The 12,957-nt window shown below is 68.2% G+C and carries 10 protein-coding genes; 1 reads left to right on the forward strand and 9 read right to left on the reverse strand.

Features of this window, described 5'->3' with window-relative positions:
- Positions 1-2: 2 nt before the first annotated feature.
- Positions 3-758: a nitroreductase family protein gene (locus ABD104_RS23440; protein ID WP_165963298.1), complete on the reverse strand. Its 756-nt coding sequence runs from the start codon at positions 756-758 to the stop codon at positions 3-5.
- Positions 759-837: 79 nt separating this feature from the next.
- Here ABD104_RS23440 and ABD104_RS23445 point away from each other — a divergent pair, with 79 nt between their 5' ends.
- On the forward strand, positions 838-1,272 hold the full coding sequence (locus ABD104_RS23445) for a RidA family protein (RefSeq protein WP_165963297.1): 435 nt from the start codon (positions 838-840) through the stop codon (positions 1,270-1,272).
- Between the two features lie 38 nt (positions 1,273-1,310).
- Here ABD104_RS23445 and ABD104_RS23450 read toward each other — a convergent pair whose 3' ends face one another.
- From ABD104_RS23450 to ABD104_RS23485, 8 genes are all read right to left on the reverse strand, one after another.
- Positions 1,311-2,741 carry an aldehyde dehydrogenase family protein gene (locus ABD104_RS23450; protein WP_087840571.1) on the reverse strand — a complete coding sequence of 477 codons (1,431 nt, stop codon included), beginning with the start codon at positions 2,739-2,741 and terminating at the stop codon, positions 1,311-1,313.
- Between the two features lie 29 nt (positions 2,742-2,770).
- Positions 2,771-4,336, reverse strand: a complete 1,566-nt coding sequence (locus ABD104_RS23455) for an acetolactate synthase large subunit (protein ID WP_087840569.1) — start codon at positions 4,334-4,336, stop codon at positions 2,771-2,773.
- Positions 4,333-5,616: a 4-aminobutyrate--2-oxoglutarate transaminase gene (gene gabT / locus ABD104_RS23460; RefSeq protein ID WP_087840567.1), complete on the reverse strand. Its 1,284-nt coding sequence runs from the start codon at positions 5,614-5,616 to the stop codon at positions 4,333-4,335. Before gabT ends, ABD104_RS23455 begins: the two co-directional genes overlap by 4 nt.
- Complete coding sequence (locus ABD104_RS23465) at positions 5,613-5,846, reverse strand: hypothetical protein (RefSeq protein WP_087840565.1); 234 nt, start codon at positions 5,844-5,846, stop codon at positions 5,613-5,615. The genes gabT and ABD104_RS23465 overlap by 4 nt, the downstream gene beginning before the upstream one ends.
- 3 nt (positions 5,847-5,849) lie before the next feature.
- Positions 5,850-6,827 carry a Bug family tripartite tricarboxylate transporter substrate binding protein gene (locus ABD104_RS23470; RefSeq protein ID WP_087840563.1) on the reverse strand — a complete coding sequence of 326 codons (978 nt, stop codon included), beginning with the start codon at positions 6,825-6,827 and terminating at the stop codon, positions 5,850-5,852.
- Positions 6,828-6,843: 16 nt separating this feature from the next.
- A complete protein-coding gene (locus ABD104_RS23475; RefSeq protein WP_087840561.1) occupies positions 6,844-7,386 on the reverse strand; it encodes a 3-phenylpropionate/cinnamic acid dioxygenase subunit beta in 543 nt (180 codons plus the stop codon).
- Positions 7,387-7,398: 12 nt separating this feature from the next.
- Entirely contained in the window at positions 7,399-8,742 is a 1,344-nt protein-coding gene (locus ABD104_RS23480; RefSeq protein WP_087840656.1) for an aromatic ring-hydroxylating oxygenase subunit alpha, read from the reverse strand.
- A gap of 181 nt (positions 8,743-8,923) precedes the next feature.
- Positions 8,924-12,565 (reverse strand): AfsR/SARP family transcriptional regulator, encoded by a 3,642-nt coding sequence (locus tag ABD104_RS23485; RefSeq protein WP_343928308.1) that lies wholly within the window; start codon positions 12,563-12,565, stop codon positions 8,924-8,926.
- Between the last annotated feature and the right edge of the window lie 392 nt (positions 12,566-12,957).

Here is a 12,957-nt window from a genome sequence, read left to right on the forward strand (position 1 = left end):
CATTAGACTCCCTCCTCCCATTCGAAGCAGAACCCCTGGCGGCGCAATGCCGGGCCAACGCCGCCATAGGCATCGGCGGCGTAGCGGCTGGATACCGCATCCGACCAGCTCTGCGCGCCTTCGCGCCCCAGGCCGCGCGAATAGGCGTCCATGTCCGCGTCCAAGGCATCGATGGCCCCCGCCACCCGGTCGCGGTCATAGGCTTCCGCATGCCAGCTCGCTTCCAGCGCCATGCGGGGCTTGCGGACCTCGGACGCCGTGTTCAGGTATCCCAGGCACACCCCGGCCAGCGGCGCGACCAGGCGCGGCAGACGCAGCAGTTCGATGACTTCGAGCATGCCGCGGCGCACGCCGCCGATCGGGCAGACCCCCAGCCCGGCGGCGCGCGCGGCCGCCATCATCGTGCCCATCAGGATGCCCGTGTCCAGCGCGCCGATCAGCACGCTGTTGACGTTGTCCAGGACGGCCTGGCGGCGGCCATGGCGGCCGGCCGCCAGCTCGGTCTTGTAGAAATCCATCAGCAGCACGACGAACACCGGCGCGCGCGCTATCCAGGCCTGGTTGCCGCTGCAGCGCGCCAGCGCTGCCTTGGTCCGCGGGTCCCGCACCGCGACCCAGGACACGTTCTGCGCATTGTTCCAGGTGGGTGCCCGGCGGGTGGCCTCGAACACGGCGGCCAACGTGTCGTCGCCCACCGGGCGGTCGGAAAAATCGCGCTCGCTCCGGTGCGCGCAAAGATGTTCCAGCACGGGATTCACGGTGTTCTCCATGGATATGATTATAGTATAATCATATTTAATCTCGCCACCGATGTTTTTCTTCAGGAGCCGTTCCGCCATGCCGCATGCCGATTTCATCCACATTCCCGTGCCCCAGGGCAAGTCCCCCATCAGCCGCGCGGTTGGCGTTCCGCCCGGCGCCATCACCTACTACCTCAGCGGGCAGATGCCCACCGTGGTGGATCCCGCCGCTCCCGCCGACAGCCGCCAGGCCTATGGCGATACGCGCACGCAGACGCGCACCACGCTCGAACGGCTCGACGGCATCCTGCGCGACCTGGGCATGTCCATGCGCAACGTGGTCCACGTCCGCGCCTGCCTGGTCGCCGATCCCGACAAGGGCAACCGGATGGACTTCGAGGGTTTCAACGCCGGCTATGCCGACTTCTTCGCCAGCCAGCCGGACGGGCATCCGGCGCGCATGGTGTACCAGGTGGCTGGACTGGTGAATCCCGGATGGCTGCTGGAAATCGAGGCCATGGTCGCCCGCTGAGCGCGTGGCCGGCCGGTAGGCCGGCCATCGCGGGCCGCTCAGGCCAGGGTGTAGGCCGTCTTCACGGTGGTGTAGAACTCGGCCGCATAGGTCCCCTGCTCGCGCGGTCCATAGCTCGATCCCTTGCGGCCGCCGAACGGCGCATGCGGATCCACCCCGGCCGTCGGGCAGTTCACCATCACCATGCCGGCCTGGGCATGCCGCTTGAAGTGCGTGGCATGCTTGAGCGAGGTCGTGCAGATCCCTGCCGACAGGCCGAACTCGGTATCGTTGGCCAGGGCCAGCGCCTCGTCATAGTCCGCCACGGGAATCACCGCCGCGACCGGTCCGAAGATTTCCTCGCGGCAGATGCGCATGTCGTTGGAACAATCGGTGAACAGCGCCGGCTCCAGGTAGTAGCCCTCCCTGGCGCGCGCCACCCGCCGGCCGCCCTGGGCCAGCGTGGCGCCTTCGTCGCGGCCGATGCGCAGGTATTCCTCGTCCTGCTGCAACTGGCGCGCATCCACCACCGGCCCGATGTCGGTGCCGGGCGCCAGCGCGTCGTCCACGCGCAGCGCGGCCATGCGTTCCTTCATCGCCCGCACGAAGCGCTCGTGGATGCCGCGCTGGACGATCAGCCGGCTTGACGCGGTGCAGCGCTGTCCGGTCGAGAAAAAAGACCCCTGGACGGCGCACTCGACGGCCTGGCCCAGATCGGCATCGTCCAGCACGACCAGCGGATTCTTGCCGCCCATTTCCATCTGCACCTTGGCCAGCCGCCGCGTGGCGGCCTGCGCCACCTGCCTGCCGGTCGCCACCGACCCGGTGAAGCTCAGCGCGTCGATGCGCGCGTCGTCCAGCATGGCCTGTCCGACCACGGCGCCGCGTCCCATGACGAGATTGAAGACCCCCTCGGGCAGGCCGGCGCGGCTGATGATCTCCGCCAGCGCCCACGCGCTGCCGGGCACCAGGTCAGCCGGCTTGAAGACCACCGTGTTGCCGTACGCCAGTGCCGGGGCGATCTTCCAGGCGGGGATGGCCAGCGGAAAATTCCATGGCGTGATCAGCCCCACGACGCCCACGGGTTCGCGCGTGACCTCCACGTCCACGCCGGTCCTGGCCTGGGGCAGCCGGTCGCCCCGCACCCGCAGCGCCTCGCCGGCGAAGAAGCGGAAGATGGCGGCCGCGCGCACCGTCTCGCCCACGGCCTCGGGCAGGGTCTTGCCCTCCTCGCGGGCCAGCAGCCGCCCCAGTTCGTCCTTGCGCCGCAGGAGCTCGACGCCGATCGCATCCAGGCATTCGGCGCGCTGCGTGGCGCTGGCCAGGCCCCATCGGTGGGCCGCGTCGCGCGCCGCGGTGATCGCCAGGTCCACCTGCGCCGGGGTGGCGTGCGCGTATTCGCCGACCAGGTCGGCCACGTCGGAAGGATTGATGTCGCGCGTGGCGCCGTCGCCTTCCAGCCATTGTCCCGCTATGTAGTTCGCATGCATGTCTTCGATTCTTCCGTGGCTGGCGCCGCTCAGGGCAGCATGACCTCGATCAGTCGCGGTCCGCGTTCGGCCATGGCGCGCCGGAACGAGCGCCGCAATTCGCTTACCGTCGTGGCGCGTTCGGCATGGACGCCGAAACCCGCGGCCATGCCCAGCCAGTCCAGGTCGGGGCGCGAGAGCTGCAGCAGGTCCCTCACCGGCGGCGAAGCGAGTTCATAGCCGTTGCGGCGCATCTCGTCGATCAGGATGTTGTAGCGGCGGTTGGACGCGATGAGGATGGTCACGTCGGCGTTCTCGCGCGCCATCGACCACAGGGCCTGTACCGTGTAAAGCGCGCTGCCGTCCGATTGCAGGCCCACGACCTTGCGGTCCGGCGCGGCGATGGCGGCGCCGAACGCGGCCGGTATGCCCTGGCCGATCGCGCCGCCGGTCAGCACGATGCTGGCATGGCGCGCGGTCCGCGCGGCAATGGCGTTGAAGGGGAAGGCCAGGGTCTTGCCCTCGGCCGAGATGATGGCCTGTTCCGGCAGCCAGGCGGCCACCACCCGCGCGGCGCTTTCGGGCGTCAGGTCCTCGCCCAGGTCCTGGTCGCTCACGCGCTCGGCCGGCGCCAGGCCGCGCCGGGCCAGCTTCAGGTCGTCGGCCAGGGCCGCCAGCGTGGCGGAGCCGCCCCGCCCTTCCTGGCACAGCTCGACCATGCGCGCCGGATCGCCCAGGTAGCTGGGATAGCCCTCCACGCCGAAGAAGGCCACCGGCCGCCTGGCGCCGACCAGCGCCACGAGCTCGAAGCCCAGCAGATAGGCGTGGGCCTGCTCGGCAGCGGGATTGAAGCGGCGGATGGCCGGCAGGCCGCCGCCGTGTTCGCTGCGCGCGGGAAAAGTCTCGCCCACGACCTCGACGTTGGCCAGGCCCTGGAACCGCAATGCTTCCATCAGCGCCGGCTCGTGCAGGGCGTCGCCGCCCAGCAGCAACAGGGTCTTCCTGCCCGCGGCGACATGTGCCGCCACCTGTTCGACCAGGCTGGCTTCCAGCACCGCCGGAGAGTCCGGCACGCGGGCGGCGAACACGGGCTCGTCCATCGCCGCCGCCTGCAGGTCCATGGGCAGGATCAGGGTATGGATGCCTCCTTGCGGCGCCATCGCATTGGCCAGGGACTGGCGTACCGACATCACCAGCGACGCGGGCGAATCGGCCCGGTAGACGCCGGCCGATACCGGCCGCGCCAGCGACTCGATATCGCTGGCCAGCGGCGGATCGGCCTCGACGTGCCAAGACATGTGCTCGCCGATCACGTTGTAGACCGACGAGCCGGCTCGCCGGGCGTTGTGCAGGTTGGCGATGGCGTTGGCGAACCCGGGTCCCAGGTGGGTCAGCGTCATCGCCGGCGTGCCGCGCATGCGGTAATAGCCGTCGGCGGCGCCGGAACATACGCCTTCGAAGGCGCACAGGATGGGCCGCACCTGCGGCACGGCATCCATCGCGCCGACGAAGGGCAGTTCGGTCGTGCCGGGATTGGCGAAACAGACCTCGATGCCGGAGGCGGCGGCGCTGCGCAGCAGCCATTCGGCACCGGTCTGCCGGGTGGGAACGTTCATGCCACCAGCTCCTGCCGGGTCGCCTCGACCAGCGCGGCGTCGATGATGTCCATGCCCCGTTCGAACAGGGGCATGGGCGTGTTGAGCGGGAACAGGAAACGGATCACGTTGCCGTAGCTGCCGCATACCAGCAGGATCAACCCGCGCGCCAGCGCGTGCTCGCGCACGGCCTGGGCCAGCGCGGCCGAGGGCCGCCCCTGTTCGTCCAGCAGTTCCATGGCCAGCATGGGACCGAGGCCGCGTACCTGGCCGATGCAGCCATGCCGGGCCCGCGCCGCCTCCAGGCGCCCACGCATCACGCGGGCCAGCTCGTTGCCGGACTCGAGCAGGTTTTCCTGCTCGAACACATCCAGGACGGCATGCGCGGCGGCGATCGCCAGCGGCGCGCCCGCGTAGGTGCTGCCCAGGCCGCCGGGCGCCACGGCATCCATGACCTCGGCACGCCCGACCACGGCCGACAGCGGCATGCCGCCGGCCAGGCTCTTGGCCACCGTCGTCAGGTCCGCCGCCACGCCGAAGTGTTCCATCGCGAACATCTTCCCGGTACGCCCCATGCCGCACTGGATCTCGTCGGCGATAAGCAGCATGCCGTGCCGGTCGCACAGCGCGCGCAGTCCGCGCATCAACGCCTGGGGCGCCGGATGGAAGCCGCCCTCCCCCTGCACGGGCTCGATCACGATGGCGGCCACGCGGGCGGCTTCGACGTCGTAGCGCAGCAGGTCCTCGAGCGCGGCCAGGGACCGGGCCACCGCCTCGGACGTGTCGGCGGACGGAAACGGCACGCGATAGACGTCTCCCGGGAATGGACCGAAACCCGTCTTGTAGGGCGCGACCTTCCCGGTCAGCGCCAGCCCCATCATCGTGCGTCCATGGAAGGCGCCGGTGAAGCCGATGACGGCGGTCCTGCCCGTGGCCGCGCGCGCGATCTTGACCGCGTTCTCCACGGCTTCCGCCCCGGTGGTGAAGAACACCGTCTTCTTGTCGAAATCGCCCGGCACCAGCGCGTTCAGGCGCTCGGCCAGCCTCACGTAGGATGCGTAGGGCACGACCTGATAGCAGGTGTGCGTGAAACGCCGCGCCTGCTCGACGATGGCGGCCTCCACCCGGGGATGCCTGTGGCCGACGTTCAGCACGCCGATGCCGCCGGCGAAGTCGATGTAGCGGCGCCCCGTCTCGTCGGTCAGTTCGCTGCCCGCCGCCTGCGCGGCGTAGATTTCCGTCACCAGGCCCACGCCTCGCGGGCAGGCCGCATTCTTCCTGTCGGTCCAGCTCGCGGTCACGACCCTTCTCCCTGTTGGTTGGCGTCGGCCAGGCCGACGATGTCCTGCGCGAACACGGTCTGTTCGGCATCGCCGACCAGTTCCGGCTCGGACGGATGCTCCACGTAGCGGCAGATCAGCCAGACGCCGTCCTGCGGGTTCTCGACCAGCTCCACGACCGCCCCTTCGTTGGTACGCAGCCGGGCTCCCGGCTTGATGTGGATCAGATTCAGCGCATTGTGTCCGCTCATGCTTCACCCTTCGGCGCGGATGTTGGCCAGCCGCGCCACCTCTTTCCACCGCGCCAGCTCGGCGCGGTTGAAGGCGGCATAGGCGGCCGCATCCTTGGTCGAGACCTGGAATCCCACGGTCTCGAAACGCTGCACGTTCTCGGGCTGCTGCGCGCCGCGCACGATGACCTCGCCCAGCTTCCTGACGACGTCGGCCGGCGTGCCGGCGGCCGCGTAGGCGCCCAGCCAGCTGGTCACGACGAAGTCCGGCATGCCCGACTCCACCATGGTCGGCACGTCGGGCAGTTCCTTGGTGCGGTTGGCGCTGGTCACCGCGATGGCGCGCAGCGTGCCTGCCTTGACCAGCGCGTTGACCGCGGGCGCGTTGGCGAATGCCATGTGGACGTCGCCGTTGCGCAGGCCCGAGATGACCTCGCCGCTGGACCGGTAGGGAATGTGGATCACCTTCGTGCCGGCCTGGAGGTTGAACAGCTCCGAGGTGAAGTGGGCCGAGGTGCCTACGCCGTTCGTGGCGTAGTTCAGCTTGCCGGGATTGGCCTTGGCGTACGCGATCAGTTCGCTCACGTTGCGCGCTTTCACGTCGCGCCCCACCAGCAGCACATTGACGAACTCCGCCACCTGCGCCACCGGCGTGAAGCTCGCCTGCGGGTCCACCGGCAGGTTGGGATTCAGGATGACCGGCAGGATCAGGCCCCCCAGCCCGCCCGACAGCAGCACGTGGCCGTCGTGCGGCTGTTGCAGCACGTATTGCTGGGCGATGGTGCCCGTGCCGCCGCCCTTGTTCTCGACGATGGCGGGCTTGCCGAATTCCTTGCTCAGGATTTCCGCCATCAGCCGGCCGGCGATGTCGGTCACGCCCCCCGGCGGATAAGCGACCACGACCTTCATCATGCGCGACGGAAAGCCGTCCTGGGCCCACGCGGGACAGCCGCCCAGCGCCGCGGCGCCGGCCAGCATCTTCAGCACATCTCGACGATCCATGTTTCGTTACCCCCAGTCAGAAGAAGACGGTCAGCGCCTTGCCCAGCAGCACGGTCTGGTCCAGCAGGATCTCGCGCCGCAGGACCTTCCAGCCCGAGTCCGTGCGGCGCAGCGTGTCGTTGCGCTTGCCGACGAACCAGGCGACCTCGGTATCCAGGCGGTTCTGGTAGACGATGAAGCGCGACCGGGTCCGGACTTCCTCCTCCAGCCCGGCGCCGGAGGTCTCCAGGATGCGCACGTTGGTCAGGAGGTGCGAGGTGCGCGAGGCCGGCTCCTCGGCCCAGTGCATGCCAGTGTTGATCTGCTCCACGCGCTGGCGCAGCGTCTGGATGCCTTCGTCGAACCACGCCGCTTCCACGCCCTCGCGGGTGCGTTCGCGCTCGCGGTTGTCACGCCTGACGTTGCGCGCGATGGGCATCCAATAGCGGATGTCCTCGTGCAGCAACGTCAGCCATTCGTCGAAGCGGCGCTCGTCCAGCAGGTCGGCCTCGCGGTAGAAGAACTGCTCGATCTCGCGCAACAGGAAGGCATGGTCGGTATTCAGGTGAGTGTCGGTCATGGCGCGCTCCGCTTATTCGTCGTAGGTGGGCATGAGTTCGTCCCACGAGCGCCCTTCCATGAACTGCGCCCATCTCGCGTAATAGTTCCGGTTGTTCTCTTCGGTGAACTCGCCCGTCGTCACCGCGCCGCGCAGGCCGGGCACGGGCTTGGCGTGTCCGATGCCCATCTGGTAGTTGTAGTGCAGCGTGCGGGCGATGGTCCCGGTGCTCGACTCGGTGGCGTAGCACCAGTTCTCCATGTCGTCGGACTCGGTCATGCCGCCCGGCCCCGAATAGCGCAGGTAGTAGGCGCGCGCCGCGTCCTTCACCTCCTGCGGGGCGTCCTTGTCCACGAGATAGATGCGCCACATCTCGGTCTCGGTCGCGCTGACCGGGTGGAATACCGCGATGGTGCGCGGCTGGCGGCCGTGCACCGCCATGTTGGGAAATATGGTGCCCACGCTGTGCAGCACGCGCATGGTGCCGGCCAGGTTCTTCTCGCGCTCCTCGTATACCTTGCGGTAGTACTGCTCCACCTCGGGATAGTTCGCGAAGATCGGCGTGTACGGGTTCTCTTCGTAGTACGGCGCGCGGCCGACCAGCCCGTGCCCCAGGTCCTTGAAGGAGATCGACACGCGATGGGGCGTGGGATCGCGCCGGCCCTTGCCGCCCGGTCCGATGCCCACGACGTCCACCGAGCGGTGGCTGATGTCGTGGTAGAGATCGGCGTTGAAGTTCTCGGCCGCGGTCTTCCAGTTGCAGGGAATGCGCCACTTCTGCACGCCGCCTATCATCTCCGATCCGCCGGGACTGCCGTCACGGTGGTCCAGGGCGAAATCCAGGTACAGCTTCATGTCGCCCAGGTACTCTTCGAACGACGGCGCGTTCTCGTCCCAGGTGGCCCAGATCGTGCCCTTGTAGTTGACCAGCTTGGCCACCGACTTCAGGCCCCAGTTCTTCTTGTCCAGCTCGCCGTAGTAATGGGTCTTGAAGCCCGGTACGCCCACCAGCTCGCCAGCCCGCTCCACCAGCTTGCCGTCGGTGGAATAGCTCCAGCCGTGGTAGGGACAGGTGAAGGTGCGATTGTTGCCCTGGTCGTAGCGGCACAGCCGCATGCCGCGATGCAGGCAGCTGTTGAGCAGGACCTGGAGCTGCCCCTGCCGGTCCCGGGTCAGGATGACCGAATCATTGCCCATCCGGCTGACGAAGTAATCGTCGGGATTGGGCACCATGCTCTCGTGCCCGACGAACAGCCAGGCTCGGGAGAAGATGCGCTCCAGTTCTTCCTGGAAGATGTCTTGGTTGACATAGACTTCGCGGCTGACCGTGCCCTGCTCGGCATCGACCAGTTGCTGCGGGGACCACTTCCGACTCATGTATCGTTCTCCGGAATGCGTGAACGGCGGCTGGAATGCGGGCGCGGCCGGATGGCGCGCCGGCATCCTGCCGGACATGTGTCAAAGGTAGAGGCGAGGCCTTCGGGTGTCTACGCAGCCCCAGCCATACCGGGTATGGCTGACGTGAATATCGGCCCCGCGCCCGCGCGGCGGGGCGTCCTCAGCGCAGGACCATTTGCGCGCCGTAGCGGGACAGCAGGCCCCGCGCGGCCCGGACTTCCCACAGCCCGTCGCCGCCCTGCACGCGCGCCATCATGCGGGCCATCAGGGCCAAGTGCCCGGCATCGGGGACGGGACAGGCGTAGCGCACCAGGTTGGTCAGCGCACGCAGCGCCAGCAGCGGAGAATCCAGCGCGCAGGCGGTTTCCAGCGCCCGCTCCAGCCATGGCCGGAACACGCTGGCCGGCTGTCCCTGGCGGAACAACTGCTTGCCCTTGATGCGCTCGAACTCGGACTGGAGGTAGCGGGCCTGGGTCTGCGTGACTTCGCGCAGCCCATGCGTGGTGGCGTCCAGCCCGGCACCGACGTCCTCCACCAGGTCGCATGCATCGGTCCACCGCGCGACCAGCAGGGGCGCGATCCCCTTCATGATGGCGGGAATCCGCTGCACGCACGAGGCCATCTCCGCCAGCGCCGTGGCGTCTCCGCGCACGGCCTTGACCCAGGCCTCGCTGGTCTCGGCGCAGACGGCCCACAGCGGCGTTCCCATCTCGCGCGCGATCTGCAAGGCTTCGGACGACAGGGTGGCGACCTCGTCGACCTCGCGGTTCAGCCGGTGCAGCTCGGTGGCCGACACCAGCGCGTACAGCAGCGAATAGCGGTGGCCGATGCGCCGCGCATGCGCCACCGATTCACGAGAGGCCTGCAAGGCGTCCTCGACCCTGCCGGTATGCCAGCAGGCGATGGACAGGACGGCCAGGTTGGTGACGCGGGCGTCCTCGCCCAGGGCCAGGTTGGCATGCTGGGGCTGGTAGGCCTTGGCGCCGTGTTCGAGATCCGCCACCGCCTCGGCAAAGCGCCCCAGGAAGAAATGGCTGTAGCCCCGCGCATAGTAGGCGTGGGACAGCAGGTTGGGATCCCCGGCGGTGCCCGCCATCCGCAGCAGCGTTTCCGCCAGCGTCAGCGTCATCGAGAAATTGGCCCATGAGCTGGCGCTGGTCCACAGCCCCCAATAGATCGGGAACAGCCGGGGGTCGTCGCCCAGCGGCTGCGCCAGGGTCAGCGCCGAGCGGAAGGTCTCCACCGCCTGCTCGGAACCGAAACCGTAGAGCGCGCACAATTGGATGCCGAACTCCATCCGGATGCGCAACTCCTCCATGATGGCGTCGATGCCCTCGCCCTGCCGCTCGAACCATTCCAGCGCGCTGCGATAGTAGCTGACCGCCTCGCGATATGCGCATTGCGCGGCCGCCTTGCGCGCGGCCTCCAGCAGGTACTTGACGGCGGGCGCGCGGCTGCCGGCGCCGGAGTAATGCCAGGCCAGCACCTCCGGGTTGCCCTCGGCCAGGCTGGATTCGAGCCGCCGGGCCAGGCGCGCGTGCGCCTGGACCCGCGCCACGCGCGTCTGCGACTGGTAGGCCGCCTCGCGCAGCAGGGTATGGCGGAAGGCGTAGGCCTTTTCGTCGCAGCGCACGATGATGTTCTGGCGCAGCATGATGGCCAGCGCCTCGGCCAGCTCGGCGCGAGGCTCGCCCGTGGCGTCGGCCAGCAGGTCCAGCGTGAACTCGCCGCCCACTACCGAGGCGAATTGCGCGACGGGGCGCGCGCGGCCCACGCTGTCGATGCGAGCCATCAGCAAGTCCTGCAGCGAAGCGGGCAGCGACCACGGCGCGGACGGATCCCGCCGGTCCGCCAGCACGTCGCGGGTCAGTTCCTCGGCATACAGCGGAATCCCTTCCGAGCGCTTGATGATGTCGCGCAACAGCTCCGCGTCGATGTCCTCGCCATCGGCCACCGCGTGCACCAGGTCCACCACGGCGAAATCGTCCATGGGCCCCAGGTCCAGATGATCGACCGCGACCGTGTGCTTCCACGGCGGCACGAACTCGGGCCGGGCGGTAATGAGCAGCATCCGGTCGGGCAAAGGATGCTCCACGAGCAGGGCCAGGACGTCGCGCGTGGAAGGATCGGCCCAATGCACGTCGTCGAAGCAGATGACGCCGCCTTCGGGCACCATGACCCGCAGCAATTCGTGGCACAAGGCGCCGATCTCGTCCACCGCGCCGGGCATGCCCGGGCCGGGTGTACCCGCCTGTGCCCCGACCATCATGCGCTGGCCGATCGTCTCGAGTATGCGCTGCGCGCTTTCGGGCAGGGATGACGGTTCGGCGGCAAGGCGCTCGCAGGCGCGCATCCATCGCACGAAGGGGTGATAGGGCATCTGCCTGAGCTCGGACGAGCATTGCAGGACGACGCGCTCGACCTGCAGGGTGTCGCAGAAATGCTCCACGAGAAAGGACTTCCCGAGCCCCGCCTCGCCGCGCACCAGGCCGACGTAGCACCCTCCCCGGTGGTAGGCGTCGACGAGCCGCGCCATTTCCTCGTCCCGCCCGCAGAACGCGCGCGCAGCGTCCTGCCGTTCCGGGGAATGCTTGCCGCTGACCAGGAAAACCTGCACCTCGACACCGCGGGACCAGTCGGTCAGCTGTCCCGCCGGCTCGATACCGTACTCGTCGCCCAGCAGGTGCAGGGTGACGTCGCTGACGGCCACGCCGGCCCCGCCGGCCATGGCGCCAAGCTGGAGCGCCAGGCGCGACACCATCCCGCCCGCGTCGGGAACGTCGTTCTCGGCGGAACTGATGGCGATGCCGGTATGCACGCCCAAGGCGACGCGCACCGGCAGGCTGCTTTCCTCGTCGCCCCAATGCCGCGACCAGATGCTGTTGTGGCACACCAGCGCCGCCGTCACGGCGCGCCGCGCGGAATCCTCCTGCGCGAAGGGATAGCCGAAATAGGCCAGCAACCCGCTGGGAATGCGCACGACGTGGGCGCCCGCGGCCCGCAGCGTCGGTTCGCAGCAGGCCATCAGCTGACGCTGGACCTCGACGATGTCCTCGGGTTCGCCGGTCACCTCGAATTCGCAGGAAAGCACGGTCAGTTGGCGGCGCTCGCCCATCGACGCCTGCCGGCGCGCTCCAGCCTCGCGGCCCGTGCCAGGCGCCTCGAGCAGCGCCGCCACCGAAGCATCCGGCGTGGTTCCCAGTTCCATGTCGAGCAGGTGGCGATAACGCTGAAACTCGCGCCTTGCCCGATCCAGCTGGCCGGCTTTCACCAGCAGGCGCAGCATCTGGTGCCAGGCCGTGTCGTCCAGCGGCGCGACGGTCACCCATTGTTCGGCGCATTCGATGCCCGCCTGCAGGTTCCCTTCCCGCTCGTGGCTCTCGACCAGCATCCCCAGTGCCTGGAGATAGCGCTGGTGATATTGCTCCCGGCGCATCTGCACCCAATTACCGAAGTCGGGCGCATCGTCCAGCTCCAGCCCCTGCAGGAATTCGCCGCGATACAGCGCCACCGCATGCGCGATGCGCTCGGAGTCGATCACCGCACCCATGGCCAGCGCGCGCTGCTCCCCATCCAGCACGGAAGTGAAGGCTCCGACATCGGTCCACAAGCCGGCCTCGGCGCGCAGCCTGAGCACGTCGCGGCTGCTTTCGATCGCATCGGGCTTGAGGGCGTCCTTCAGCAGGAACAGCATGCGCCGCAGGTTTTCCCGGCCGGCCTGCACGCTGGCGTCGGGCCACAGCATGAAGGCCAGCGCCTCGCGCGTATGGAAGCCGCCCTCGAGTGCCAGGTACGCCAGCAACGCTCTTGCCTTGTTGTAACGAATGGAAAGCGGTCCATCCGCGCTTTCCATGGCCAGGGGCCCCAACAGGTACAAAGAGAGCGAAGATCGCATAGCCTCGTGGATTCCGCGCAATAGATGTCTGAAGAGAACCGTGCCGGGAGCGAGCCCGCCAGGCTTACCGCCGCGGCCGAGTCCCAAGCTTACGGTTCATGCGTGACGGCTGTTTCAAGCCGCGCGCCGAAGCCTTTTCGTGGCCCCTTATTTTGCGTTTGGGTGACTTAAATACATCATTTATAGACCGCTTGCTAGAGGTTGTCGTTCCGCGAATCTTTTCCAATTGAAAAGAATGTCACAATCATGCGAACTTGGCATGTGCAACATGTTTCAGTCGGTTTTACGCTGACAAAAAG

The organism is Pigmentiphaga daeguensis (assembly GCF_039523035.1).
Taxonomy (GTDB): Bacteria; Pseudomonadota; Gammaproteobacteria; order Burkholderiales; family Burkholderiaceae_B; genus Pigmentiphaga; species Pigmentiphaga daeguensis.